The 25,365-nt window shown below is 69.3% G+C and carries 22 protein-coding genes; 10 read left to right on the plus strand and 12 right to left on the minus strand.

Features of this window, described 5'->3' with window-relative positions; genetic code table 11:
* Positions 1-206: 206 nt before the first annotated feature.
* The 4 genes from SL103_RS35455 to SL103_RS35470 form a co-directional block, all read right to left on the minus strand.
* The gene (locus SL103_RS35455) at positions 207-1,343 is read right to left on the minus strand and encodes a pyridoxal-phosphate-dependent aminotransferase family protein (protein ID WP_432215414.1); all 1,137 of its coding nucleotides are present in this window, start codon (positions 1,341-1,343) and stop codon (positions 207-209) included.
* A gap of 123 nt (positions 1,344-1,466) precedes the next feature.
* Positions 1,467-2,930 (minus strand): serine hydrolase domain-containing protein, encoded by a 1,464-nt coding sequence (locus tag SL103_RS35460; protein WP_079146154.1) that lies wholly within the window; start codon positions 2,928-2,930, stop codon positions 1,467-1,469.
* 104 nt (positions 2,931-3,034) lie between these two features.
* Positions 3,035-3,739, minus strand: a complete 705-nt coding sequence (locus SL103_RS35465; RefSeq protein ID WP_244304123.1) for a hypothetical protein — start codon at positions 3,737-3,739, stop codon at positions 3,035-3,037.
* Positions 3,740-3,763: 24 nt separating this feature from the next.
* Positions 3,764-5,008 (minus strand): MerR family transcriptional regulator, encoded by a 1,245-nt coding sequence (locus SL103_RS35470; protein ID WP_069573172.1) that lies wholly within the window; start codon positions 5,006-5,008, stop codon positions 3,764-3,766.
* Positions 5,009-5,366: 358 nt separating this feature from the next.
* Between SL103_RS35470 and SL103_RS35475 the strand changes: the two genes are divergently transcribed.
* A complete protein-coding gene (locus SL103_RS35475) occupies positions 5,367-6,092 on the plus strand; it encodes a dienelactone hydrolase family protein (RefSeq protein ID WP_069573173.1) in 726 nt (241 codons plus the stop codon).
* An 81-nt stretch (positions 6,093-6,173) separates the two neighbouring features.
* On the opposite strand, the gene dnaB is transcribed toward SL103_RS35475, so the two are convergent.
* Complete coding sequence (gene dnaB, locus SL103_RS35480; protein WP_077192946.1) at positions 6,174-7,652, minus strand: replicative DNA helicase; 1,479 nt, start codon at positions 7,650-7,652, stop codon at positions 6,174-6,176.
* 458 nt (positions 7,653-8,110) lie between these two features.
* Here dnaB and SL103_RS35485 point away from each other — a divergent pair, with 458 nt between their 5' ends.
* Together SL103_RS35485 and SL103_RS35490 are read left to right on the plus strand one after the other, a co-directional pair.
* On the plus strand, positions 8,111-9,448 hold the full coding sequence (locus tag SL103_RS35485; RefSeq protein WP_069573176.1) for an MATE family efflux transporter: 1,338 nt from the start codon (positions 8,111-8,113) through the stop codon (positions 9,446-9,448).
* Positions 9,449-9,489: 41 nt separating this feature from the next.
* On the plus strand, positions 9,490-10,356 hold the full coding sequence (locus SL103_RS35490) for a trypsin-like serine peptidase (RefSeq protein ID WP_069573177.1): 867 nt from the start codon (positions 9,490-9,492) through the stop codon (positions 10,354-10,356).
* Positions 10,357-10,438: 82 nt separating this feature from the next.
* Here SL103_RS35490 and rplI read toward each other — a convergent pair whose 3' ends face one another.
* The 4 genes from rplI to rpsF all read right to left on the minus strand — a co-directional run bounded on the left by rplI (position 10,439) and on the right by rpsF (position 12,216).
* Positions 10,439-10,885 carry a 50S ribosomal protein L9 gene (gene rplI / locus SL103_RS35495; protein WP_069573178.1) on the minus strand — a complete coding sequence of 149 codons (447 nt, stop codon included), beginning with the start codon at positions 10,883-10,885 and terminating at the stop codon, positions 10,439-10,441.
* Between the two features lie 18 nt (positions 10,886-10,903).
* A complete protein-coding gene (rpsR, locus tag SL103_RS35500; protein WP_003978893.1) occupies positions 10,904-11,140 on the minus strand; it encodes a 30S ribosomal protein S18 in 237 nt (78 codons plus the stop codon).
* Between the two features lie 115 nt (positions 11,141-11,255).
* Complete coding sequence (locus SL103_RS35505) at positions 11,256-11,843, minus strand: single-stranded DNA-binding protein (protein ID WP_069573179.1); 588 nt, start codon at positions 11,841-11,843, stop codon at positions 11,256-11,258.
* Between the two features lie 82 nt (positions 11,844-11,925).
* Positions 11,926-12,216, minus strand: a complete 291-nt coding sequence (rpsF, locus tag SL103_RS35510; protein WP_006604399.1) for a 30S ribosomal protein S6 — start codon at positions 12,214-12,216, stop codon at positions 11,926-11,928.
* 229 nt (positions 12,217-12,445) lie between these two features.
* Between rpsF and SL103_RS35515 the strand changes: the two genes are divergently transcribed.
* From SL103_RS35515 to SL103_RS35525, 3 genes are all read left to right on the plus strand, one after another.
* Positions 12,446-12,763, plus strand: a complete 318-nt coding sequence (locus tag SL103_RS35515) for a hypothetical protein (RefSeq protein WP_033267020.1) — start codon at positions 12,446-12,448, stop codon at positions 12,761-12,763.
* Between the two features lie 134 nt (positions 12,764-12,897).
* Positions 12,898-14,016: a lipid II:glycine glycyltransferase FemX gene (locus tag SL103_RS35520; RefSeq protein ID WP_069573181.1), complete on the plus strand. Its 1,119-nt coding sequence runs from the start codon at positions 12,898-12,900 to the stop codon at positions 14,014-14,016.
* Between the two features lie 65 nt (positions 14,017-14,081).
* On the plus strand, positions 14,082-15,113 hold the full coding sequence (locus SL103_RS35525; RefSeq protein WP_069573182.1) for an alanine racemase: 1,032 nt from the start codon (positions 14,082-14,084) through the stop codon (positions 15,111-15,113).
* Between the two features lie 93 nt (positions 15,114-15,206).
* Here the strand turns inward: SL103_RS35525 and SL103_RS35530 are convergent, their stop codons facing one another.
* Both SL103_RS35530 and SL103_RS35535 read right to left on the minus strand, forming a co-directional pair.
* The gene (locus SL103_RS35530) at positions 15,207-16,688 is read right to left on the minus strand and encodes a glycosyltransferase family 87 protein (RefSeq protein ID WP_069573183.1); all 1,482 of its coding nucleotides are present in this window, start codon (positions 16,686-16,688) and stop codon (positions 15,207-15,209) included.
* 130 nt (positions 16,689-16,818) lie between these two features.
* Positions 16,819-19,500, minus strand: a complete 2,682-nt coding sequence (locus SL103_RS35535) for a transglycosylase domain-containing protein (protein ID WP_069573184.1) — start codon at positions 19,498-19,500, stop codon at positions 16,819-16,821.
* A gap of 361 nt (positions 19,501-19,861) precedes the next feature.
* Between SL103_RS35535 and SL103_RS35540 the strand changes: the two genes are divergently transcribed.
* The 4 genes from SL103_RS35540 (at position 19,862) to SL103_RS39125 (ending at position 23,716) form a co-directional block, all read left to right on the plus strand.
* Entirely contained in the window at positions 19,862-20,542 is a 681-nt protein-coding gene (locus SL103_RS35540; RefSeq protein ID WP_069573185.1) for a PadR family transcriptional regulator, read from the plus strand.
* A 46-nt stretch (positions 20,543-20,588) separates the two neighbouring features.
* Positions 20,589-21,671 (plus strand): inositol-3-phosphate synthase, encoded by a 1,083-nt coding sequence (locus SL103_RS35545; RefSeq protein WP_069573187.1) that lies wholly within the window; start codon positions 20,589-20,591, stop codon positions 21,669-21,671.
* A gap of 78 nt (positions 21,672-21,749) precedes the next feature.
* Positions 21,750-23,009, plus strand: a complete 1,260-nt coding sequence (locus tag SL103_RS35550; protein WP_069573188.1) for an MFS transporter — start codon at positions 21,750-21,752, stop codon at positions 23,007-23,009.
* A 110-nt stretch (positions 23,010-23,119) separates the two neighbouring features.
* Positions 23,120-23,716: an LppU/SCO3897 family protein gene (locus SL103_RS39125; protein ID WP_244304124.1), complete on the plus strand. Its 597-nt coding sequence runs from the start codon at positions 23,120-23,122 to the stop codon at positions 23,714-23,716.
* 129 nt (positions 23,717-23,845) lie between these two features.
* On the opposite strand, the gene SL103_RS35560 is transcribed toward SL103_RS39125, so the two are convergent.
* Positions 23,846-25,321 (minus strand): CCA tRNA nucleotidyltransferase, encoded by a 1,476-nt coding sequence (locus tag SL103_RS35560; RefSeq protein WP_069573189.1) that lies wholly within the window; start codon positions 25,319-25,321, stop codon positions 23,846-23,848.
* Positions 25,322-25,365: the final 44 nt, after the last annotated feature.

Raw genomic sequence — 25,365 nt, forward strand, 5'->3', positions numbered from 1 at the left:
CGCCATCTCGTCCGCGCCTCAACGAACAGCACCAACTACGGCCTCTCGCAAGGAACTTGGAGCACCGGTAGATAGTCGAGGAGCAGCCACGTGCCCTCGGGGCGCGAAACGCAAAAGCGGCCTGGTTTCACGTGAAACCAGGCCGCTGCAGAGACAAAGGGCGGAGGGTCGTGTTTCACGTGAAACACGACCCTCCGCACAACGGATCAGTGGGTGGCTACGGCATCCCATGCCTCGCCCGCAGCCACCGCCGCACCCTCAGCGTCCACGGACACCCCGAGTGCCCGCAGCCCGCCAGCCAGCGCCACCAACGACGCCGTGACCACCGCCCGGTCCGCGGCGCGGCCATAGTGGTTCACCCGGATCATCTCCTTGGCCAGCGTGCCCGCCGCGGCCTGTACCGGCACTGCAGCGTCGACGGCGAGCGCGGCTGTCACGATCTCCCGCGCGTCGACTCCCTCGGGGGCGCGGAGCGTCGTCGCGGCCGGCGCCGCGTCCTCGTCACGTACGACATAGGGGGTGAGCCCGCCCAGCGCCCGTACCCCGGCCCGCGTGGCGGCGGCCGCCGCCCGGTGCCGGGCGATGACCCCATCCAGGCCCTCGGCGTCGATACGGTCTGCCGCCTGTTCCAGGGCGAGCATCTCCAGCTGCGCCGGAGCGTGCGGCAGAGCGGTACGTCCGCCGTCGATCCAGCGCTCCTTCCAGTCCAGCAGCGAGAGGTACGAGCGTCGCGGAGCCTGCTCATTGGCAGCAATCCGCTCCCAGGCGCGGGCGCTGACCGATGCCACGGACACGCCGGCGGGCCCGGCCAGTGCCTTCTGCCCGCCGATCACACAGAGGTCCACACCCCACTCATCGGTCAGCAGCGGCTCGGCACCCACCGAGGCGACCGCGTCCAGCATCAGCAGCGCACCGTGCTCCCGGACCACCTCGGCGATGGCCGCAACGGGATTGGTGTTCCCGGTAGCCGCCTCCGCGTGCACCAGGCTCACGAAATCGATCTCGGGATGCTCACGCAGTGCGTCCGCCACCTGCTGCGGGTCCACCGCACCCGTGAACGGTGCGCTGAGGGTGATCACCTCGGCCCCGCACGACCGCAGCCAACCGCCGAAGGTCTCGCCGTACGGCCCGGTGATGATGTTCAGCGCGGTGCTGCCGGGCCGTACGGCCGAGCGGATACACGCCTCCAGCGGCAGCAGCGCCTCGCCCTGCATCGCCACGACATCGCAGCGGGTGCGCATCAGCGCGGCCACCTTGTCCTCGATCTGCGCGAAGCGGGCCGCGGTGAGCGGCGGCAGGTCGAGCAGGTCCGGGGCAGCGGAGTTCGCGGTGGGGTCAGACACAGCAGTCACCAGGGCCTTCCAGCGGTAGCGAGCCGCCTCGGCGCGGCTCCTGACGTCTGGCCTCGACTGTACGTCCGACCGCCGAGCCGCTGCCGTACGGGCCCGGTCACAGCCTGAGCGGGCTCACGGCCGCCAGCCACCCGGGTCCACCCCGCCCGGTACCGGCGCCGTCGGCTCGTACGGCCCGCGGGTGAACACGAAGGTGCCGAGGTCCAGATGGCTGACCGAGCCGTCCCGCTCCCGCACCACCCGCATTGTCTCGCCCTCGTAATAGCCGTTCAGTCCGGTCCAGGTGCCGTCCTCCTCGGCCCGGAACCGGGAGGAGCGGCCCTGCCCCGACAGCGGCGTGAGCTCCAGCGCGCGCTCCGCGCGCAGCCGGAGCACGTGGGGGTTCGCGCCCCAGTACCAGGGCCCGGTCAGCGCCAGCAGCTCCGGATCGAGCGGTCCGGGCTGCGGGCGCCAGGGCTCGGGGATCCGGGGTTCGTGCTCGCTGACGATTCCGGCGAGATCGATGGCAATCGCCGAGACAGCCGGCCCCGATGTGCAGTTGGCGAGCACGATGCCGGCGACATCCTCCTCCGCATCCGCCCACAGCGACGCCAGGAAGCCGGGCATCGAGCCGGAGTGCCCGAACAACGGGCGCCCTTCACGCCGTAGGAGCTGGAGCCCGAGCCCGTACCCCGACTGTCCGGCGGACTCCTCCGGCGGCACGGCCGGCCTCCGCATCTCGGCCAGGCTCGATGCGCTCAGCACCCGCTCGTCGCCCCGCAGCAGAAACGCCGCCCAGCGGCACAGGTCCTCCAGCGTCGACCACAGCTGCCCCGCGGGGGCCATCAGCCCGGTGTCCTGCGCCGGTTCCGGCAGCATCACATCGGCCCACGGATGCACCGCCCAGCCACCGGCGTGCGGCGTCTCGGGCTCCAGCGTCGTACGCCCCATGCCCAGCGGTTCCAGTACTTCGCGGCGCAGCACCTCGTTCCACGGCACACCGCCACGCACCCGTTCGACCAGCGCTCCGAGCAGCGCATATCCGGGGTTGGAGTAGTGGTGCCACCGGCCTACGGGGAGCCGCTGCGGGCGTTCGCCGAAGAGGTCTGCCGGCTCCGGGCGCAGTGTGCCAGGCGTCCGCTCCCACCAGGGCCCACCTGTTTCCGCCGCCAGCCCGGCACTGTGCGCGAGGAGTTGAGCGACCGTGGCGTCCGGAACCGGGGTGCCCTCCAGGTGCTTGCCGACCGGGTCCGCCAGCCGCAGCAGCCCCTCGTCCCGCAACCGCATCACCAGCACGGCGACGAAGGTCTTGGTGAGGGAGCCGATCCGGTACTGCACATCGGGGTGTGGGACCTCCCCCTCGACCGAACTCCGGGCGCCGGTCCACACCGCACGTCCGTCCCGGACGACCGCTCCCATCATCGAAGGCGCCCGCCCTTCGGCCTGGCCACCCGCCAGCCGCCGCAGCAGCGCCCGCCGCGTCTGGGGCAGCAACTCCGCGAACTCCGCGGGTGTATCGAAGGGCACCGGCGCCCGGCCGGCCGATTCCGGCGTGCTCGCCCCGGCGTCAAGGGAATCCGCGGACTGGGTGGTGGTCATGGCGCTCCTCAGCAGATTCGACTCGGCCGATCCCGTGCAGGCGAACAGCTTCGCGCTTCCCGCTCCGCCGATCCACCCCAGCCGCCTCGCAAGAAACATCGCCCTCAGCCGTGCGATACCGCCCCGATCACCACCTCCAACTCGGCCTGTTCGTCCTGCGGCAAACAGCGTGCGGCATGCACCATGTGCAGCGCGGTACGCAGCCGCATACGGTCCTCCTCCCTGCCGAGGTAGCCGAGATAGGCCGGGAGCGTCAGCCCCAGCGCCTTGAGGTCGGGCCGCGCGCACCATCGCGTGAACAGTTCCCGGAGGCGTGCGTCCACCCCCTCGTCGAGGAGCCGGGGCGGCACGTCCAGGCGCGCGGTGTCGCCCGCCTCGGCCACCGCGGAGGCAGTGCTCCGCAATCCTTCCGCGATCGCGAAGCGGTTCCAGTCCCCGTACTGCCCCTCGAAGGCGTCGCTCACCCTGTCCGCTGCCCGCACGAAATACGCATGCGCCAGGGCCGGTTGGCCCAGCTGTCGGCAGGCATGCCCCATGTTCACGTACAGCGACGGATAGAAGCCCCGCACCCGCTCGTCACCGACGCGGTCCGCGCGGTCCAGGCATTCCTGGTTCCAGCGCAGCGTGTCCTCGGGCGACCTCTGGTGGCGTGCGAGGTAGTGGGCGGCGATGCACGCCTCATAGTCATCCGTGGCGGTGTCCCAGGCCCGTTGGAAGAGTTCGAGTGCCGCCTCGGCCCGTCCCTCCGCCTCGGCCTGCATCCCTTCCACGCACAGCCGCACCACCGGCAGTTCCGGATTCACCGGCACGCTCCTCTCCTCCGCCCTCATGCGTCAGTCCTCGGTCCCACTGCGGCGCACCGGCATCACCAACGTCGTAAAGCTCCCCTGGTCGGCGGAGCGCACCACGACGGGACCCTCCACCGATGCGATCTCCAGCAACACATCCGGCCCCACTCCCGCCTCCAGCGCGGGCAGGAGCACCGCCGGGTCGAAGGCGATACACAGCCCGGGCCCCTCGGCGATGAGGCGTAGCCGCACGGGCTCGCGTCCGCCGCCCGACACCGTCAGCGTCGGCTCGGCGGGTGCACGGGGCGCTGTTTCACGTGAAACCTCGGCGGCTGCACCGAGTGCGGTTTCACGTGAATCCAAGCCCTTGTCACAACCGCCCTCAGCGCCCTCGCCGTCGCCCGTGCCACCTCCGGCCACCGACAACGACACCGCTCCCGCCCGCCCGGCCACCGCCTCCCGCAGCGCCTCCCGGTCGACGATCAACCGGTGCCGGCCTGCCTCCAGTCCCTCCAACATCAGCCGGTAGTCCGGAAACGCCGCTGCCTCCGCGCCACCACCACGACCAGCGGCACGTCCAGCCGGCACCTCTCGCTCCTCGGCCCCGCTCCGCAAGCGGATCCGCGCTTCGTCCCCCGCGCACTCCAGCTCGACCGTTCGCTGTCGTACGGCCCACTGCGCCAGGCTCCGGGCCGCCTCCCCATCGATCAGAACTCGCCGTGGTCCACCCGCGAACTGCGTCGGCCGCAGCACCCGCACGGCCAGCCGATAGCGGTCCGTGGCCACCAACCGCAGCTCGCCCGCACTGAGTTCGAGCAGCACCTGGCCGAGCACGGGGTGACGCTCCCGGGCCTTGCCGGTCGCGGCCGCCGGCGCCACCTGCCGCACCGCGCTGGCGAGTTCGGCGCCGCCGACCCGCGCCCGCACCCAGCCCCCGTGGTACCCCGCATCTCCTGGTGCCTCCGACAGGAGCCGTTCCACGACTGCCCGTGCCTCCGCCTCGTGCCGCCGCATCCGCTCCAGATGAGCCCGCAGCACTCCGTGTGCGGCGTCCTCGGGCCCGTCCAGCACCACCGCGACGTCCACCAGCGGCAGCCCCGCCTCCCGCAACTGCCTCAGCCGCACCGCCCGAGCCGCCTGCGCGGCTCCGTAACGCCGGTATCCCGTCACACCGTCCACCCGGGCCGGCCGCAGCACCCCGCAGTCGTCGTAGAACCGCAGGGCGCTCGGTGTCAGCCCCACCCGCCGCGCAAAGGTGCCGATGCTCAACAGGTCTCCGCTGTCGTCCATGGACGTGAGTCTGAAGCTTCAACCCACCTGAAGGTCAACGCCGGCAGCCCACCCGCCGAGTGAGCGAAGCTGAGCCGATGACGCGTGGTGCCCGCGGCCAGAAACCGATCGCCACCGCAGACGAGGCCGAGCCGGCCGGACGCGACGGCCTCACCGTGGGCCGCACGGCCACGCTCGTCGGGTCAGCGTGAAGACCCATGAGAATGAGGGCACCCCGGGTGCCGGGCGCGGACGACTCGTTGTGCTCCGCCGGATCCAGGGCCTGCCGCAGTGCCCGCCCACGGGCCCGTACCCGCACGATTCCGCCGACGGTGAAGACCGGTCCGAACGGGTTCGACAATCACTACAGTCCAGCCTCATGACGACGGTTACCACGCGTACGGTCGAATACCCGGCCGACGGCCTGACGATGATCGGGCACCTCGCACTCCCCGCCGGTGTCGACCGCCGGCCCGCAGTCCTGGTCGGGCCCGAGGGGCTGGGGCTCAGCGACGTCGAGCGCCGTCGAGCCGATGCCCTGGCTGAGTTGGGATACGTGGCGCTGGCCTTCGATCTCCACGGCGGGCGCTGTCTGGAGGACCCCGAGGAGATGCTGGCCCGTTGCATGCCGCTGCTGGCCGACCCCGACCGGATGCGGGGTATCGGCCACGCAGCGCTCGACGTGTTGCGAGCCGAACCGCGGGCCGATCCCGACCGGATGGCCGCCGTCGGCTACGGCACCGGGGGCGCCATCGCGCTGGAACTCGGACGTGACGGTGTCGATCTGCGCGCGATCGGGACGGTCAACGCGCTGACCACGGGCCGGCCGGGCGAGGCGGCGCGCATTCGGTGCCCGGTGTGGGCCGGAGTCGGGTCGGAAGACCCGATCATGCCGCCCGCGCAACGGGACGCGTTCACCGCCGAGATGCAGGCCGCGGGCGTCGACTGGCGCCTCGCGGTCTACGGCGGCGCGCTGCACGCCTTCCACCACCCACCGGTCGACCACACCGTGCGCCCCGGCGTCGGCTACCACCCACGGCACGCCCAGCGGGCCTGGCGCGACATCGTCGATCTGCTCGCCGAGTGCCTGCCCGTAACGGAGTGAGCCGGAGCGTCGGGACTGCCGCCGACATGGCGCGACAGCGGAGAAGGGGACACGGGGCCTGAGGCCCCGCACGGGCCCCGCTCAGGTCTGCGCCATGTCCACGAATCGAGAGTAGTGGCCCTGGAACGCGACGGTGATCGTCGCCGTGGGGCCGTTACGGTGCTTGGCCACGATCAGGTCGGCCTCGCCCGCGCGCGGGGACTCCTTCTCGTAGGCGTCCTCGCGGTGCAGCAGGATGACCATGTCCGCGTCCTGCTCGATGGAGCCGGATTCACGGAGGTCCGAGACCATCGGCTTCTTGTCCGTGCGCTGTTCCGGGCCACGGTTCAGCTGGGAGAGCGCGATGACCGGCAGCTCCAGCTCCTTGGCCAGCAGCTTGAGGTTTCGGGACATGTCCGAGACCTCCTGCTGGCGGCTCTCGGCGCGCTTGGAGCCGCCGGACTGCATCAGCTGGAGGTAGTCGATGACCACGAGCTTCAGCTCATTGCGCTGCTTGAGGCGGCGGCACTTGGCGCGGATCTCCATCATCGAGAGGTTGGGCGAGTCGTCGATGTAGAGCGGCGCGGCCGAGACATCGGGCATCCGCCGGGCCAGTCGCGTCCAGTCCTCGTCCGTCATGCTGCCGGAGCGCATGTGGTGCAGCGCGACCCGCGCCTCGGCGGACAGCAGACGCATCGCGATCTCGTTGCGCCCCATTTCCAGCGAGAAGATCACGCTCGGCAGATTGCTCTTGATCGAGCAGGCCCGTGCGAAGTCCAGCGCGAGGGTCGACTTACCCATGGCGGGACGGGCCGCGATGACGATCATCTGGCCCGGGTGCAGGCCGTTCGTCAGGGAATCCAGGTCGGTGAAACCGGTGGGCACACCCGTCATCTGGCCCTGGCGTGAGCCGATCGCCTCGATCTCGTCGAGCGCGCCCTCCATGATGTCGCCGAGCGGGAGGTAGTCCTCGCTGGTGCGCTGCTCGGTGACGGCGTAGATCTCCGCCTGGGCCTTGTTGACGATCTCGTCGACGTCGCCGTCGGCGGCGTATCCCATCTGCGTGATGCGGGTGCCGGCCTCGACCAGCCTCCGGAGGACCGCGCGCTCGTGGACGATCTCGGCGTAGTACTCGGCGTTCGCGGCCGTCGGTACGGACTGGACGAGGGTGTGCAGATAGGAGGCGCCGCCCACCCGGGCCAGCTCGCCGCGCTTGGTCAGTTCGGCGGCGACAGTGATCGGGTCGGCCGGCTCGCCCTTGGCGTACAGGTCGAGGATCGCCTGATAGACCAGCTCATGGGCGGGGCGGTAGAAGTCTTCGCCCTTGAGGACCTCGACGACGTCCGCGATGGCGTCCTTCGACAGCAGCATGCCGCCGAGCACGGACTGCTCGGCGTCCAGGTCCTGCGGGGGCACCCGCTCGAAGCCGCCGGCCCACGAGCCGCCGTCCTCGTCGTCGCGCTCCGGGCGGTCGCCGCGGCCGCGGCCCTTTCCGTCACCCCGTCGGGAGCGGGCGGCGGGCAGCAGGTCACTGGGGCCGGAGCCCGCCCAAGGGTCTTCCATGGGCTCGGGAATGCTCACCCCGGCACCTCCTCCCGTCCGCGGCGCGGACCTTGCTGTGCTGTTCTTTCTTACGGCACAGCTCTGACAATCGAGACGCCCGACTCCGGTTACGGCGCGTCGAGTTCGGACGAGTTCTCGGACCGGAACAGGCGGCGGGTGCCGGACAACGGTAGGCCCGTGGGCACCGTCCGCCAATCTGGTTATCCACAGGCCATGTGGATGACTGCCCTACAGCTGTGGAGAACTCCCCGGATCCTGTGCACGGCACGGGGGAAACTTCTGTGGACAAGCACACAATCACCCAGCCACCAAGTCTCTGACCTGCGGTTTTCTCATCCATAGGCTGTGGGGGAGAAAAAGTTTCCCCACGGGTTCAAGATCGCGACAAACGGCGCGGAGGTGACGACTCCGCAGAGCGGAAAGTAAGGATCACTAGCGCCTTGCATCTCTTACCTGTGGAAGATTAGATTGAGTGCATGACACAGGCTCCCGCGACCGCGCGGCGCACCGACCGCCGCCACGACCGCGAGATCATCGCCCTCGCCCTGCCCGCGTTCGGCGCACTGGTCGCGGAACCCCTCTTCGTCATGGTCGACAGTGCCGTCATCGGCCACCTCGGCACCGCCCAGCTCGCCGGTCTGGGCGTCGCCGCTGGCTTGCTCACCACCGCCGTCTCCGTCTTCGTCTTCCTCGCCTACGCCACCACCGCGGCGGTGGCCCGCCGGGTCGGTGCCGGCGACCTGCCCGCCGCGATCCGCCAGGGCATGGACGGCATCTGGCTCGCCCTGTTGCTCGGCGCCGCGGTCGTCGTCGCGGTGCTGCCCACCGCACCCTGGCTCGTCGAAGCCTTCGGCGCCTCCGCGACCGCCGCTCCGCACGCCACGACCTACCTGCGCATCAGCGCGCTCGGCATACCCGCGATGCTCGTCGTGCTGGCCGCCACCGGAGTGCTCCGCGGCCTCCAGGACACCCGGACCCCGCTCTACGTCGCCATCGGCGGCTTCTCCGCCAACGCGGCGCTCAACGTCGGCCTGGTCTACGGAGCCGGCCTCGGCATCGCCGGCTCCGCCTGGGGGACGGTTATCGCCCAGTGCGGGATGGCCGTGGTCTACCTCGCCGTGGTGATCCGCGGCGCCCGGCGACACGGCGCCTCGCTGCGCCCCGACGCCGCGGGCATCCGCGCCTGCGCCCAGGCCGGCGTGCCGCTGCTGGTCCGTACGCTGTCGCTGCGTGCCGTCCTGTTGATCGCCACCGCGATCGCCGCCCGGCTCGGCGACGCGGAGATCGCCGCCCATCAGATCGTGCTCACACTGTGGTCCCTGCTGGCCTTCGCCCTGGACGCGATCGCCATCGCCGGGCAGGCCATCATAGGCCGCTACCTCGGTGCCGGTGATGCCGACGGCGCCAGGGCCGCCTGTCGGCGCATGGTCCAGTGGGGCATCGCCTCGGGCGCGATCCTCGGCGTGCTGGTCGCGCTCGCCCGGCCGTTGTTCATCCCGCTCTTCACCTCCGACCCCGCCGTGCAGAACCCGCTGATGACCACGCTCCTGGTGGTGGCGCTGACCCAGCCGGTCTCCGGGATCGTCTTCATCCTCGACGGCGTCCTGATGGGCGCGGGGGACGGCCCCTATCTGGCCGGGGCCATGCTGGTGACGCTCGCCCTGTTCGCACCGGCCGCGCTGGCCGTGCCCGCTTTCGGCGGCGGACTGGTCGCGCTGTGGTGGGCCATGGCCCTGATGATGACCGTCCGCATGCTGACGTTGTGGCTGCGCACGCGGTCCGGACGGTGGATTGTGACCGGAGCCTCCCGCTGAAGCATCTCCCGCAACACACAAGGGATGCTGATAATGACCGTGTGCGCTCGCTTGCCTGGAAGTCCGTGCTGCCCCTGACGGTCGTCGTCATCATGGCCGCTGCCGTGGTGGGCTATGCCGCGGAGGAGTCCAATACCGCCGGCAGCGTGCCCAGCCACAGAACGTTCGGCAAGTCCGGCGAGTCGGGCCAGGACCCCCAGGACCAGGATCCCGCCGCCACGGCCCCGGCCGACGACGGCAACGCGTACACCCCGCGCAGGACCGAGCAGAACGCCCGGGTCGGCGCGGTCTTCGAGAAGGACGACTCCGGCGACCACTTCTGCACCGCGAGCGTGGTGCAGAGCCCGGGCCGGAACATGCTGATCACGGCGGCGCACTGCGCCTACGACGCCGAGGCCGGTTCCACCGTGAACGACCTCGTCTTTGCCCCCGACTACCGCGACGGCGACGAGCCCACCGGCCTGTGGAAGGTCAAGAAGGTGATCGTCGACGACCGCTGGGCCAAGTCGCAGGACGAAGACCTCGACGTCGCCTTCCTGATCCTCGACAAGAAGGACGGCAAGCAGATCCAGGACGTCCTGGGGGGCAACACGCTGGGCATAGACCGTGGCTTCGACAACGAGGTCAAGATCACCGGTTATCCCACCAGCCGCGACACCCCGATCTCCTGCCAGAACCGCACCACGAAGTACAGCGACACCCAGATGCGCATCCAGTGCACCGACTTCGAGGGCGGTACGAGCGGCAGCCCCTGGCTGGCCGACTACGACCCCAAGAGCCACACCGGCACGGTCATCGGTGTGCTGGGCGGCCACGAGGGCGGCGGCGACCAGGACGATGTCTCCTACGCGGCCTATTTCGACGACGACGTGGCCGTGCTGTACCGGCGCGCCCAGGACAAGGACTGAGCCCGGGCCGGCCGCGGCCCCGGACACGGCGAAGGGCCGCACCCCGATGACGGGGGTGCGGCCCTTCGGCGTTGTCCTGCGATCAGGCGGCGACGACCTCGACGCCCAGCTTCGCAACGACCTCGGCGTGCAGACGCACGGAGACCTGGTGCGCGCCCAGGGTCTTGATCGGCGAGCCCAGCTCGACGCGACGCTTGTCGACGTCCGGACCACCGGCGGCCTTGATCGCCGAGGCGACGTCGGCCGGGGTGACGGAGCCGAACAGACGACCCGCGTCGCCGGCACGGACGGCCAGCTTCACGTTGACGCCCTCGAGCTGGCCCTTGACCTCGTTGGCCTGCTCGATCGTGGCGATCTCGCGGATCTTGCGACCGCGACGGATCTGCTCGACGTCCTTCTCGCCACCCTTGGTCCAGCGGATCGCGAAACCACGCGGGACCAGGTAGTTGCGGGCGTACCCGTCCTTGACGTCAACGACGTCGCCGGCGGTGCCGAGGCCGGAGACCTCGTGGGTGAGGATGATCTTCATGATTCGGTCACCCTTCCCTTATCGCGCGGTGGACGTGTAGGGCAGCAGCGCCATCTCACGGCTGTTCTTCACGGCCGTGGCGACGTCACGCTGGTGCTGAGTGCAGTTGCCGGTGACTCGGCGGGCACGGATCTTGCCGCGGTCGGAAATGAACTTCCGCAGCAGGTTCGTGTCCTTGTAGTCGACGTAGGAGATCTTCTCCTTGCAGAACACGCAAACCTTCTTCTTAGGCTTGCGAGCAGGCGGCTTCGCCATTGTCTCTCTCCAATGAGTTCAAGAAGTTTGTGCTGTCGCCCTCAGGCCGCACCGCCCGGCCGTTCCACGGCGCCGTTTCACGTGAAACGGTGCCGCGCCGCGCCGGTGGTCGGACCTAGAAGGGCGGCTCGTCCGAGTAGCCACCGCCGGAGCTACCGCCCCAGCCACCGCCGCCACCCTGCTGACCGCCGCCGGCAGGACCGCTGGTCGCCCACGGGTCGTCGGCGGGAGCGCCGCCACCCTGCTGACCGCCGCCGGGGCCGCCGCCCCAGCCGCCGCCACCCTGGCCACCGCCCTGCTGACCGCCGCCGAAGCCGCCGCCGCCCTGGCCACCGCGACCGCTGGTCTTGGTGATCTTGGCCGTGGCGTTCTTCAGGCTCGCGCCCACTTCCTCGACGTCGAGCTCGTAGACCGTGCGCTTCACGCCCTCGCGGTCCTCGTAGGACCGCTGCTTGAGGCGACCCTGAACGACCACGCGGGTACCCCGCGTAAGGGACTCGGCGACGTTCTCAGCCGCCTGACGCCACACCGAGCAGGTCAGGAACAGGCTCTCGCCGTCCTTCCACTCATTGGTCTGACGGTCGAAGGTGCGGGGAGTGGACGCGACGCGGAACTTCGCGACCGCCGCACCGGACGGGGTGAAGCGCAGCTCGGGGTCGTCGACAAGATTGCCGACAACCGTGATGACGGTCTCGCCTGCCATTAGGGGAACCTCTCGGCGGGTGTGCTGCTGGCTGCTGGTGTTGCTGCTACTCGGACCCGGTTACCGCTGGACGCTGACGCGCTCAGTGGGTCTCGGGACGGAGAACCTTGGTCCGGAGGACCGACTCGTTCAGGTTCATCTGACGGTCGAGCTCCTTGACGACCGCAGGCTCGGCCTGCAGGTCGATGACCGAGTAGATGCCCTCGGGCTTCTTCTTGATCTCGTACGAGAGACGACGACGGCCCCAGGTGTCGACCTTCTCGACCTTTCCGTTGCCCTCACGGACGACGGAGAGGAAGTTCTCGATCAGCGGGGAGACAGCGCGCTCCTCGAGATCGGGGTCGAGGATGACCATCACCTCGTAGTGACGCATGTAGAACCCACCTCCTTTGGACTCAGCGGCCACGGTCGTTCCGTGGCAGGAGGGTCGTATGCGTTGCGCGCCGGGCCCGTCCGGCTGGCCGGACAGACAAGGGGCGCAGACCGTACAGAGTACCTGCCTGAAGCCTTCCGGTTGAAATCCGACCGGTGCACCCCTCAATCTGGAACACAACGGGTGTGAGCGGCGTTACAGTGCGCCGCCCTGTCATCGGAGGTGCCGCATGGCACAGGCAGCTAGGACCCAGCGCTCTCTGCTCTCGCTTCTCAACAGCGACGGCAAGGACCATCCCGTCGAGAACACCTTCGCCCTCGTGACTGTGGTGCTCGGCGCGATCGCCGTCTTCACCACGCTCTCTCCCAGCCTGCACCTGGTCAGCTCCTGGGTCGGCCTGATCGGTATCGGCACCGGCCTGTGGGGACAGTTCATCTCGTCGACGACAGGCGAGCGATTCCTGTTGATCATCGGCCTCGGCGCGTCCGCCCTGGGCTTCTACCTCGGCCTGGCCCACGGCGGCCTCTTCGGCGGCGTCATCGGCTGAGGCGTCCGCCACACGATGCGGCATACGGGGCCCAGCCCGTATGGCCCAGACGGGGCGCTCCCCGGTCACAGTAGGCTTCGGCGCGAGAGCCGGAGCCCCGACCAAGGGGACACACCTGCCGAGGAGCGCCCCGCATGAGCCTGACCCTGAGGACCATCAGTCGAGAGCAGCATCTGGCATACATCCAGAGCCTGCCCGCGGCGAGCCACATGCAGGTTCCGGCCTGGGCGGACGTCAAGGCCGAATGGCGTGCGGAAAGCCTGGGCTGGTTCGACCCGAGCGGCCAGATGGTCGGCGCCGGCCTGGTCCTCTACCGCCAGCTGCCCAAGATCAAGCGGTACCTCGCGTACCTGCCCGAGGGCCCGGTCATCAACTGGTACGCGCCGAACCTGGAGGACTGGCTGCAGCCGATGCTCAGCCACCTCAAGCAGCAGGGTGCGTTCTCCGTGAAGATGGGCCCGCCGGTCGTCATCCGGCGCTGGGACTCCGCGGCGATCAAGTCCGGCATCCAGAGCCCGGACGTGAAGCGGCTGCGGGACGTCGAGGCGACGCACATCGAGCCGCGCGCCTTCGAGGTGGCCGACCGGCTGCGCCGCATGGGCTGGCAGCAGGGCGAGGACGGCGGCGCCGGCTTCGGCGACGTGCAGCCCCGCTACGTCTTCCAGGTGCCGCTGGCCGACCGCTCGCTGGAAGAGGTCCACAAGGGCTTCAACCAGCTGTGGCGCCGCAACATCAAGAAGGCCGAGAAGGCCGGCGTCGAGGTCGTCCAGGGCGGCTACGAGGACCTCGCGGAGTGGCAGCGGCTCTACGAGATCACCGCGGAGCGGGACCGGTTCCGTCCGCGGCCGCTCGGCTACTTCCAGCGCATGTGGACGGCCCTCAATTCCGAGGACCCCAACCGCATGCGGCTCTACTTCGCCCGCCACGACGGCGTGAACCTCTCGGCGGCGACGATGCTCGTCGTCGGCGGCCACGTCTGGTACTCCTACGGCGCCTCGGACAACATCGGCCGTGAGGTCCGTCCCTCGAACGCGATGCAGTGGCGGATGCTGCAGGACGCCTACGCGCTCGGTGCCTCGGTCTACGACCTCCGTGGCATCAGTGACTCGCTGGACGAGAACGACCACCTCTTCGGCCTGATCCAGTTCAAGGTGGGCACGGGCGGGCAGGCAGCTGAGTACCTCGGGGAGTGGGATTTCCCGCTCAACAAGCTGCTGCACAAGGCGCTCGACATCTACATGTCGCGTCGCTGACCACTCCACCGCACCGTCCGTACTCCTGACACACCCCAGCCACGAGAAAGGTTCCGGGCCCGGCCATGGCGCTCACCCTCTACGTCGACACCGCGCGCTGGCGGGCGCATCAGCAGAGCGTTCTCCAGCAGTTCCCCGGGCTGGTCCCGGTCTGCAAAGGCAACGGTTACGGCTTCGGCCACGAGCGCCTCGCCGAAGAGGCCACCCGCCTGGGTGCCGACATCCTCGCGGTCGGCACGACCTACGAGGCGGCCCGCATCAAGGACTTCTTCAGCGGTGACCTGCTCGTCCTGACGCCGTTCCGGCACGGCGAGGAGCCGGTGCCACTGCCGGACCGGGCGATCCGTTCGGTCTCCTCGGTCGAGGGCGTGGGCGGCCTGGTCGGCGCCCGGGTCGTCATCGAGGTCATGAGCAGCATGAAGCGCCACGGCGTGAAGCCGGAGGACCTGCCGAAGCTGGCCGCCGCCATCGAGGACGTACGGCTCGAAGGCTTCGCGATGCATCTGCCGCTCGACCGCGCCGACGGCTCCGACGCCGTCGACGAGGTCATCGGCTGGATGGACCAGCTGCGCAACGCCCGTCTCCCGCTGCACACCATGTTCGTCAGCCACCTCAAGGCCAACGAACTGGCCCGTCTGCAGCAGCAGTTCCCGCAGACCCGCTTCCGCGCACGGATCGGTACCCGGCTGTGGCTCGGCGACCACGAGGCCACCGAGTACCGCGGCTCGGTGCTCGACGTGACCCGGGTCGCCAAGGGCGAGCGCTTCGGCTACCGGCAGCAGAAGGCGGCCTCCGACGGCTACCTCGTGGTGGTGGCCGGCGGTACCTCGCACGGCGTCGGCCTGGAGTCGCCCAAGGCACTGCACGGAGTGATGCCGCGCGCCAAGGGCGTGGCCCGGGCCGGTCTGGCGACCGTCAACCGCAACCTCGCGCCATACGTCTGGGCCGGGAAGCAGCGCTGGTTCGCCGAGCCCCCGCACATGCAGGTGTCGATCCTGTTCGTGCCGGGGGACGCGCCGCAGCCGCAGGTCGGCGAGGAGCTGGTGGCCCATCTGCGGCACACCACGACCCAGTTCGACCGCCTCGTGGACCGCTGAGCCGCCGCTACCGAGCTCCGCACAGCACACGGGCCCGGTGCCGCAGATCTCCTCTGCGGCACCGGGCCCGCTGTGTATGCCGTGACTGCCGGCTCACTCCCGTACGGCGCCCCAGCGCACCGGCGGCACCTTCTCGAAGTGCACCGCGTGCCGGGGCGGGTGGTAAGCCCGTCCGAGCACGAAGACATCGGGGCTGCGGTCCAGGACCCCGCCCGAGGGGTCGTCGTCGCCGTCCCTGCGGACCACGTCGCGCTCGGGCATCAGGATGTCGCGCACGACCACTGCGCACAGGTACAGCGTGCCCAAGAGGTGCAGCGCGATGGCGAATTGATAGCCCTCCGTCGGCAGTCCCTGGTGCTTGTCCCCGTTGCCGGTGTAGGCGAGGTACATCCAGATGCCGAGGAAGTACATGACCTCGCAGGTCTGCCAGACCAGGAAGTCCCGCCAGCGCGGCCGGGCCAGCGCGGCCAGCGGGGTGAGCCACAGGACGTACTGCGGCGAGTAGACCTTGTTGGTGAGGATGAACAGCGCCACGACGAGGAAGGCGAGCTGGGCGAACCGCGGCCGGCGCGGGGAGTAGAGGGTGAGCAGCCCGATCGCGCCGCAGCCGAGGATCATCAGCAGCGTGGCGTAGGTGTTGGCGTTCTCCAGGGGATTCCCGGTGCGCTGCGAGATCAGCAGCCAGACCGACCCGAAGTCGATGGGCCGTTCCTGGCTGAAGGTGTAGAACTTCGCCCAGCCCTCCCGGATGTGGAACCCCGTCGCATCATGCGTGATCATCACCGGCAGGTTCACCACCAGCCAGGACACCACGGCTCCGGCCACCACCTTCCCGTACGCCCGCCAGGCGCCGGCGCGCCAGCACAACACCAGCAGCGGGCCGAGCAACAGCACCGGGTACAGCTTCGCCGCGGTCGCCAGCCCGATCAGGACACCGGCCGCCAGCGGCCGGCTGCGGGACCACATGAGCATCCCGGCGGCGGTCAGGGCGACCGCCAGCAGGTCCCAGTTGATGGTGGCGGTGAGGGCGGCGGCAGGCGCCAGAGCGACGAGGAGGCCGTCCCAGGGGCGCCGCCGGTGGGTCCGGGCGACGCACACCGCGATGACGGCCGCGCAGATCATCAGCATGCCGGCGTTGACCAGCCAATAGACCTGTTCACGGGACTGGAGGTCGCCGCCGTGCGGCGTCACCCAGGAGGCCACCTCCATGAAGACGCCGGTCAGGACGGGGTATTCGAGGTACTCCATGTCCCCGGGCAGCCGGTCGAAGTACGGGATCAGCCCGTCGGCGAAGCCCCGGCCCGCGTACAGGTGCGGGATGTCGGAGTAGCAGGCGTGGGTGTACTGGCTCGTCGCGCCGAAGAACCAGCCACCGTTGTAGCAGGGCAGTTTCTGCACCATGCCGAGCGCGAACATCCCGATGGCGACGAGAGCGATGATCCGCACCGGCGTCAGCCAGTGCGTGCCGAGCAGGGCGCGCCGGCCGATCGGCCCACCGACGAGCTCACTGCCGGCCGCTGCCACCTCGTCCCGCTTCGTCGGCCGTACCGGCTCGTCCTGTCGCGCGCTCGTCATGGCCCCATCCTGCCGTACGGCCCCGCGCAGAACGTGGCGAAGCCCCCGTCCGGTCAAGCGGGACGGGGGCTTCGTGGCGCCGTGTTTCACGTGAAACGCGTCAACGTTTCACGTGAAACGGTCGACGGTCCTAGCCGGTGGGCCCTCCGAAGATGCCGCCGCCACCGTTCGCGTCCGTCGGGTTGGGCGTCGGACTCGTGCCGCCGGGGCCGCCGCCCGGTCCGCCACCCGGTCCGCCGTTCCCTCCTCCGTTGCCGTTGCCTCCGGTGTTGCCCGTCCCACCGGTGTTCCGGCAGTTGACGTCCCACGGGGAACAGGTGTCGGTCGGGTTCGGGCTCGGAGAGTTCGTCGGGGAGGGCGAATCGCTGGGAGAGCTCGACGGCGTCTGCGACGGAGTGTCCGACGGCGTGGGCGTCGGCGTCGGAGACGGCATTCCGGCCTCGTCCCCCTTCTGCCCGATCGGGATGGCCGCCGGGAACTGCTCCGGGCTCACGCCGTTCATGGCCTGCAGCATGTACTCGGTCCACACCTCGGTGGGCAGCGCACCACCGTGGATCGAGTCGAAGCCACCGACGCCGTTCATGGAGAGCTGACGCGGGTTCTGCGCGTCCTCACGGAACATCGTGATGGCCGTCGAGAGCTGCTTGGTGTAGCCGACGAACCAGGCCGACTTGTTCTCGTCGGTGGTGCCGGTCTTGCCCGCCGCCGGCATACCCAGCCGCCGGGCTTCCTTCGCGGTGCCGTTCTGGATGACGTTCTGCAGCACCTTGGTCACGTTGTTGGCGATGTTGGAGTCCATCGCCGTCTCCTGCTTCGGCCTGTCGAAGCCCGGCAGGTCCACGCCCTCGGACGTCACCTTGGTCACCGAGTACGGCTCCACCTTCGTCCCCGAGTCGGCGAACGTCGCGTAGGCGTCGGCCATACGGATCGCGCTCGGGGTGGAGGTGCCCAGTGCGAAGGACGGGTTGAGGTTCTTGTCGAAGCTGGCCTCCGAGATACCGGCGGCCTGCGCCATGTCCCGGACCTTGTCCATGCCCACGTCCATGCCCAGCTGGACGAACGGCGTGTTCACGGACTGCTCCATCGCCTTGACCAGGCTGATGTAGCCCCAGCGGTGGTTGCTCTCGTTCTCCTGGTAGAAGGGCGAGTTGTCCCGCTTCAGTACGTAGTTCCCCGCGGCGTCCTTCACCTTGAGGTGGTCGTTGCCGTTGTAGCGGCTGTCCGGAGACAGGCCCTGGGGACGTGTCTGGGGCGTGCCGTACTTCATCGCCGCGGCGAGCACGAACGGCTTCCAGGTCGAGCCGACCGGCACACCGAAGGTGTCGGCGTTGTTGCTGAAGTGACCCTTGTCGTAGCCCTCACCGCCGTACAACGCGACGATCTTGCCGTCGCCCGGCACCACGGAAGCACCACCGAACTGGACGTATTTGTCCTTCGCGCGCTTCTTGGGATCGATGTACCGCTTGTCGACCTTCTTGACCGCCTCGGTGAGCTGCTTGGTCTTCTTCTCGTCGAAGGTCGTCCGGATCGTGTAGCCGCCCTTGTCGAACCGGGGCTCCGTGATGTGCGCGTGCTTCAGCACGTACTTCTTCGCGACATCCATCAAGTAGCCGATCTGGCCGCTCTTGTTGGCCACCGGCTTGGGCGGCTTGGGCATCGGGAACTTGGTGTACTTGGCCCGCTGCGCCTTCGGCATGAGGTTGTTGGCGACCTCACGGTCCAGGATCCAGGACCACCGCGCCTTGGCCCGCTGGGTGTTCTCCGCCTTCGTGGCCCCGGGACCGGTGCCGCCCGCGGGGTCGTAGAGGTTCGCGCCCTTCAGCACGGTCGCGAGGAAGGCGCCCTCGTCCGGCGTCAGCTTCTTCGCGTCCTTGCCGTAGTACGCCTGCGCCGCCGCCTGGATGCCGTAGGCACCACGACCGTAGTAGCTGGTGTTGAGGTACCCCTGGAGGATCTCGTTCTTGGTCTTGGACCAGCCGACCTTGATCGCGATGAACAGCTCCTTGAACTTGCGGTCAAGGGTCTGCTCCTGGCTCAGCATCGCGTTCTTCACGTACTGCTGCGTGATGGTCGAGCCACCCTGGGTCTCGCCGCCCCGGGCCATGTTCAGCACGGCGCGGGCGATACCCATCGGGTCCACACCCGAGTCCGTGCGGAAGGAAGCGTTCTCCGCGGAGATCGCTGCATTCTGCATGGACTTCGGGATTTCGTTTATGTTGACGTTCTGCCGGTTCGTCTCACCGTCACGAGCCATGATCTTGCCGTTGGCCCAGAGGTAGACGTTGTTCTGCGACTTGGCGGCGTCGCTCTCGTTGGGCACGTTCACGAGCGCCAGCGCCACACCGGAGACACCCACGATCAGACCGGCGAACCCGATGCACAGGCTGGCGACCTGCTTCCAGGACGGTACGAAACGCCGCCAGCCGACACGGTTGGCCCGCGGGTAATCGATCAGACGACGCTTGGCGGGCTTGCCGCTGCCCCGTCCGCGCCCGCGGCCGCCCTCGGGGCCACCGCCTCCACCGCCGCCGCGGCCGCCGCCACCGCGGCCGCCGGCGCCGCCCCCGGCACCCATCGCCGCAGCGTCGGACGTCCGGCGACGGCCGCCACGCTGCGCGGCTCTACGGGCTTCCGCGCGCCCGCCCGGCCGGAAATCCTGCCCGGACGGATCGGAATCGGGATAAGGGGTGTGATCGGCGGCGGAGCCACGCGAAGGCGCAGCACGACGCCCCGATGGCTGCTGTGCGGCGCGTCGGGCCGCGGCACGTCCGCCACTCTGCGGTTGCGGCGGTTTGCGACGGTGCTCGCTCATGGAACGGATACTCCTCGGGCAGGCGCGCTATCTCGTCGCCTGAAGGCGGCAGTTGTCTTCAGGTCCCCCCGATGCACGGACCACGCCAGAGCCGTGGGCCGCAATACACCGAGGACGGGGACGCCAGATATCGGCCCACGGTTCCCGGCAGTCTGCATGCCGCACAGACTACGCACGGCCAAAACCTGCCCAGCGTTGAAATTCACTCCAAATCAGTCAGCTCGGCTCGTATGAATTGGTGATGTGACGCCGTTCACCGTCACCCCGCTTGTTCCGCCCAGGTGGCCGTTCTATCGTCTGGATGTATCGAATCGATACATCAGCACGGCATAAAGAACGCACCGGTCCAGGGAGGCGAAGGATGAGCAGACGCTCCGGCATCCTCGAATTCGCCGTTCTGGGTCTGCTCCGCGAGTCCCCGATGCACGGCTACGAGCTGCGAAAACGGCTCAACACTTCGCTCGGGGTCTTCCGTGCGTTCAGCTACGGCACCCTCTATCCGTGCCTCAAGGCGCTGGTCGCGAACGGCTGGCTCGTCGAGGAGACGGACAGCGCCCCGGACGGTGCTTCCGCCGCGGCTCTGACGGGGCGCCGAGCCAAGATCGTCTACCGATTGACCGCAGCGGGCAAAGAGCACTTCGAGGAACTGCTCGCCCACTCCGGTCCGGATGCGTGGGAGGACGAGCACTTCGGCGTCCGCTTCGCGTTCTTCGGCCAGACGTCGCGGGACGTACGGATGCGCGTGCTGGAGGGCCGCCGCAGCCGGCTGGAGGAGCGCCTGGAGAAGATGCGTACCTCGTTGGCCAGGTCCCGCGAGCGGCTGGACGACTACACCCTCGAACTGCAACGCCACGGCATGGAGTCCGTGGAGCGTGAAGTCCGTTGGTTGAACGAGCTCATCGAGAGCGAACGCGCCGGGCGCGATCAGCGCGCGCCGGGTCCCGCAGCGCAGCACAAGAAGAACCAGTCAGGAGATACGGGCGGCCTGCCCCGGCACCGGGGTGGTTCCCGGCCGGATCCGTCCGATGACACCACCACATGAGGTTCTGCCGCGCAGAGCCTCATCGAGAACACAGGGAGCAACCGGAATGGGTTCGGTTCGCGTAGCCATCGTCGGCGTGGGAAACTGCGCCGCCTCGCTGGTCCAGGGCGTCGAGTACTACAAGGACGCCGACCCGAAGAGCCGTGTGCCCGGCCTCATGCACGTGCAGTTCGGCGACTACCACGTGCGTGACGTCGAGTTCGTCGCCGCCTTCGACGTCGACGCCAAGAAGGTCGGCCTCGACCTGTCGGACGCCATCGGCGCCAGCGAGAACAACACCGTCAAGATCTGCGACGTGCCGCACGCCGGCGTCCAGGTCCAGCGCGGCCACACCCTCGACGGGCTGGGCAAGTACTACCGCCAGACCATCGAGGAGTCCACCGAGGCCCCGGTCGACATCGTCCAGGCCCTGAAGGACAGCAAGGCCGACGTCCTGGTCTGCTACCTCCCTGTGGGCTCCGAGGACGCCGCGAAGTACTACGCGCAGTGCGCCATCGACGCCAAGGTCGCGTTCGTCAACGCCCTCCCGGTCTTCATCGCCGGCACCAAGGAGTGGGCGGACAAGTTCACCGAGGCCGGTGTCCCGATCGTCGGTGACGACATCAAGTCGCAGGTGGGCGCCACGATCACGCACCGCGTGATGGCCAAGCTCTTCGAGGACCGGGGCGTCATCCTGGACCGCACGATGCAGCTGAACGTCGGCGGCAACATGGACTTCAAGAACATGCTCGAGCGTGAGCGCCTGGAGTCCAAGAAGATCTCCAAGACGCAGGCCGTCACCTCCCAGATCCGCGACCGCGAGCTGGGCGAGGACAACGTCCACATCGGTCCCTCGGACTTCGTGGCCTGGCTGGACGACCGCAAGTGGGCGTACGTCCGCCTCGAGGGCCGCGCCTTCGGCGACGTCCCGCTGAACCTCGAGTACAAGCTCGAGGTCTGGGACTCCCCGAACTCCGCGGGCGTCATCATCGACGCGCTGCGCGCCGCGAAGATCGCCAAGGACCGGGGCATCGGTGGCCCGATCCTCTCCGCCTCCTCGTACTTCATGAAGTCGCCGCCGGTGCAGTACTTCGACGACGAGGCCCGGGAGAACGTCGAGAAGTTCATCAACGGCGAGGTCGAGCGCTGAGGCGCCCGTCCCCACCTCCCTTCGCAGGCCCCCGGGTATTCCACCCGGGGGCCTGCGGGCTGTGTGAGGCTGTTCCTCATGCATGCTGTGCGCGATCTCCGCGTATTACTCCGGCTACGCGACTTCCGGTCGCTGCTTGCGGCACGGCTTCTGTCCCAGGCGGCTGACGGCGTCTTCCAGGTCGCGCTCGCCGCCTTCGTCGTCTTCTCGCCCGAGAAGCAGACCTCGCCCGCGGCCATCGCCTCGGCCATGGCGATCCTGCTGCTGCCGTACTCGCTCCTCGGTCCGTTCACCGGCGTGCTGCTCGACCGCTGGCGGCGTCGGCAGGTCCTGCTGTACGGCAACCTGCTGCGGGCGTTGCTGGCTCTGGCGACCGCGACGCTGATCGTCGGGAAGGTGGCCGACTGGCTCTTCTATGCCTCGGCCCTCGCGGTGACCGCGGTGAACCGCTTCGTACTGGCCGGGCTCTCCGCGGCCCTCCCACGAGTCGTCGACGGCGGACCGCGGCTGGTCATGGCCAACTCCCTCGCCCCGACGGCCGGCACGCTCGCCGCCACGGCCGGCGGCGGGCTCGCCTTCGCCGTCCGGCTGGCCGGCCCGCATGTGGACACGTTCGTCGTGCTGCTCGCCGCGGCCCTCTACTTCTGCTCGGCGCTCACCGCGCTGCGGATGGCGCCCCAGCTGCTCGGGCCGGACCCGACAAGTCTCCAACCGCGGCTGGGCGAAGCCCTGTTGAGCACTGTGCGAGGTCTCGTCGAGGGGCTGCGCCACCTTGCCGAACGGCGCACTCCGGCCCGTGCGCTGACCGCGATGACGCTGATCCGGTTCTGCTACGGCGCGCTGACGGTCTCGGTGCTGATGCTCTGCCGGTACTCCTGGGCGGACACCGAGGCCGAGGGTCTGGCCCTGCTCGGGATCACCGTCCTGGTGTCCGGCGCGGGCTTCTTCATGGCGGCCGTGGTCACGCCGTGGGCGGTCGCGCGGTTCACCGCCTTCGGCTGGATCGCGTGCTGTGCGGCCCTGGGCGCGGTACTGGTCCCGGCCCTCGGCCTCTTCTTCGAGCCGGGACCGATGCTGGCAGCGGCCTTCGTCCTCGGTCTCGGCACCCAGGGAACCAAGATCTCCACGGACACGGTCGTCCAGTCGTCGGTCGACGACGCCTTCCGCGGCCGCATCTTCGCCCTCTACGACGTGCTGTTCAACGTGGCCTTCGTGGGCGCCGCCGCGGTCGCCGCCCTCATGCTGCCACCCGACGGCCGGTCAACCGCTCTGCTCCTCACGGTCACCGTGCTCTACGCGGCGGTCGCTGCCGCATTGGTCCGGTTCAGGCGGGGTTAGGTACGGCCGGCTCGCGGCCCGGTTGAACCGGCTCCGCGGCGCGTCACCCGGACCGGATACCTTACGGGCGTCCAACACGAGCCTGTACACAACAAAATCGGGGGAGTTCCATGAGCATGCCGCCGCCCGGCGCCGGCCCCTACGGTCAGCCACCGTACGGACAGCAGCCCTACGGTCAGGGCCCGTACCCACCGGGACCGCCCGCGCCCCAGGCCCCTTTCGGCCAGCCTCAGGCCGGCTACGCCTACCCGCAGCAGCCGCAGGCGCCGTACGGACAGCCGCAGCACGCTCCGTACGGGCAGCCGCAGCAGGGCTACCCCGCGCCGCCGCCGCAGCCGTACATGCAGAGCGGGCCTCCCGGGCCCCCTCCGCAGCCCGCGAAGAACCGTTCGCCGAAGTCGATTCTGAAGGCCATCGGAGTCGTCCTGGTCCTGGGCTCCTTCGCGTTCTTCTGGCTCACCAGCCTGAACGACGCCGGTAACGCCGAGGCCGGCGACTGCGTGAAGAAGTCCAGCAGCGCGCTCGACGACGGTCTCGAAGTGGTCGACTGCGGCGGCGGTGATGCCCAGTACAAGGTGTCCCAGGTGCACAACGGAACCTCGGACACGTCCGTCTGCTCCGCCGGAGAGGACGCCTACGTCAAGACCGTGCACCGTCGCAGGCGGGCCGACACCGCCATGGTGCTCTGCCTGACGCCCACGAAGTAACGCGGGCCACACGTCCGCCCGAAGACGGCCGGGGCGGTGTTTCACGTGAAACACCGCCCCGGCCGTCCTTCTGTGCCATGTTTCACGTGAAACATGGCGGCCTCTCGACCGCCCGTTTCACGTGAAACATCAGCCCTGCGTGGCCCACCACTCCTTCAGAGCCGCGATCGCCGCTTCCCGCTCCATGGGGCCGTGCTCCAGCCGGAGCTCCAGCATCTGCTTGTACGCCTTGCCGACCTCAGGCCCCGGACGGAGCCCCAGGATCTCCATGATGTCGTTGCCGTCCAGGTCCGGACGGATGGCATCCAGCTCTTCCTGGTCCTGCAGCCGTGCGATGCGCTCTTCCAGCCCGTCATAGGCGCGCGACAGGGCAGCGGCCTTGCGCTTGTTGCGGGTGGTGCAGTCGGAACGGGTCAGCTTGTGCAGCCGCTCCAGCTGCGGGCCGGCGTCACGCACGTAGCGGCGGACCGCGGAGTCCGTCCACTCGCCGGTTCCATAACCGTGGAAGCGCAGATGCAGCTCCACCAGCAGCGAGACGTCCTTGATCATGTCGTTCGAGTACTTCAGTGCGGCCATGCGCTTCTTGGTCATCTTTGCCCCGACCACCTCATGGTGGTGGAACGAGACCCGGCCGTCCTTCTCGAAGCGGCGCGTCCTGGGCTTACCGATGTCGTGCAGCAGGGCCGCGAGGCGCAGCACCAGATCGGGCTCGTCCTCTTCGAGATCGATCGCCTGCTCCAGGACGGTCAGCGAGTGCTCGTAGACGTCCTTGTGCCGGTGATGCTCGTCACTCTCCAGCCGCAGGGCCGGCAGCTCGGGCAGGACCCGGTCGGCCAGGCCGGAGTCGACCAGCAGCCGCAGCCCCTTGCGCGGGTAGGGCGCGAGGATCAGCTTGTTCAGCTCGTCCCGTACGCGCTCCGCGGAGACGATCTCGATGCGGTCCGACATCGCCGTCATCGCGGCGACGACCTCGGGGGCGACCTCGAAGTCCAGCTGAGCGGCGAAACGGGCCGCACGCATCATCCGCAGCGGGTCGTCCGAGAACGACTCCTCCGGCGTCCCCGGCGTCCGCAGCACCCGGCCGGCCAGGTCCTCCAGGCCGCCGTGCGGATCGACGAACTCCTTCTCCGGCAGCAGTACCGCCATGGCGTTCACCGTGAAGTCCCGGCGGACCAGGTCGTCCTCGATGGAGTCGCCGTAGGACACCTCGGGCTTGCGCGAGGTGCGGTCGTACGCCTCGGAACGGTAGGTCGTGACCTCGATGTCGAACGAGTCCTTCTTGCAACCGACCGTGCCGAAGGCGATGCCGACCTCCCAGACCGCGTCCGCCCACGGCCGGACGATCTTCAGGACGTCCTCGGGGCGAGCGTCCGTGGTGAAATCCAGGTCATTGCCGAGCCGGCCGAGCAGCGCATCCCGCACCGAGCCGCCGACCAGGGCAAGCGTGAACCCGGCCTCCTGGAATCGGCGGGCCAGATCATCCGCGACGGGGGATACCCGCAGCAGTTCGCTCACGGCGCGCCGCTGCACATGGTTCAGCGCGTTCGTCGACTGCGGCGTCCGCTCGGCGTGCGGAGTGGGGAGGTCATTGTTGGCGTTCGGCACAACAGAACAGGGTACGTGGCCGCGCAGCACGAGGCGTCCCGTAA

The sequence above is a fragment of the Streptomyces lydicus genome (genome assembly GCF_001729485.1).
GTDB lineage: Bacteria > Actinomycetota > Actinomycetes > Streptomycetales > Streptomycetaceae > Streptomyces > Streptomyces lydicus_D.

Coding starts and splice junctions, on each gene's coding strand:
- SL103_RS35460 (WP_079146154.1), bottom strand. CDS start 2,930: ATGACCACCACCCAGTCCGCGGATTCCCTTGACGCCGGGGCGAGCACG.
- SL103_RS35470 (WP_069573172.1), bottom strand. CDS start 5,008: ATGGACGACAGCGGAGACCTGTTGAGCATCGGCACCTTTGCGCGGCGG.
- SL103_RS35475 (WP_069573173.1), top strand. CDS start 5,367: ATGACGACGGTTACCACGCGTACGGTCGAATACCCGGCCGACGGCCTG.
- SL103_RS35485 (WP_069573176.1), top strand. CDS start 8,111: ATGACACAGGCTCCCGCGACCGCGCGGCGCACCGACCGCCGCCACGAC.
- rplI (WP_069573178.1), bottom strand. CDS start 10,885: ATGAAGATCATCCTCACCCACGAGGTCTCCGGCCTCGGCACCGCCGGC.
- rpsR (WP_003978893.1), bottom strand. CDS start 11,140: ATGGCGAAGCCGCCTGCTCGCAAGCCTAAGAAGAAGGTTTGCGTGTTC.
- SL103_RS35505 (WP_069573179.1), bottom strand. CDS start 11,843: ATGGCAGGCGAGACCGTCATCACGGTTGTCGGCAATCTTGTCGACGAC.
- rpsF (WP_006604399.1), bottom strand. CDS start 12,216: ATGCGTCACTACGAGGTGATGGTCATCCTCGACCCCGATCTCGAGGAG.
- SL103_RS35515 (WP_033267020.1), top strand. CDS start 12,446: ATGGCACAGGCAGCTAGGACCCAGCGCTCTCTGCTCTCGCTTCTCAAC.
- SL103_RS35520 (WP_069573181.1), top strand. CDS start 12,898: ATGAGCCTGACCCTGAGGACCATCAGTCGAGAGCAGCATCTGGCATAC.
- SL103_RS35525 (WP_069573182.1), top strand. CDS start 14,082: ATGGCGCTCACCCTCTACGTCGACACCGCGCGCTGGCGGGCGCATCAG.
- SL103_RS35530 (WP_069573183.1), bottom strand. CDS start 16,688: ATGACGAGCGCGCGACAGGACGAGCCGGTACGGCCGACGAAGCGGGAC.
- SL103_RS35535 (WP_069573184.1), bottom strand. CDS start 19,500: ATGAGCGAGCACCGTCGCAAACCGCCGCAACCGCAGAGTGGCGGACGT.
- SL103_RS35540 (WP_069573185.1), top strand. CDS start 19,862: ATGAGCAGACGCTCCGGCATCCTCGAATTCGCCGTTCTGGGTCTGCTC.
- SL103_RS35545 (WP_069573187.1), top strand. CDS start 20,589: ATGGGTTCGGTTCGCGTAGCCATCGTCGGCGTGGGAAACTGCGCCGCC.
- SL103_RS35550 (WP_069573188.1), top strand. CDS start 21,750: ATGCATGCTGTGCGCGATCTCCGCGTATTACTCCGGCTACGCGACTTC.
- SL103_RS39125 (WP_244304124.1), top strand. CDS start 23,120: ATGAGCATGCCGCCGCCCGGCGCCGGCCCCTACGGTCAGCCACCGTAC.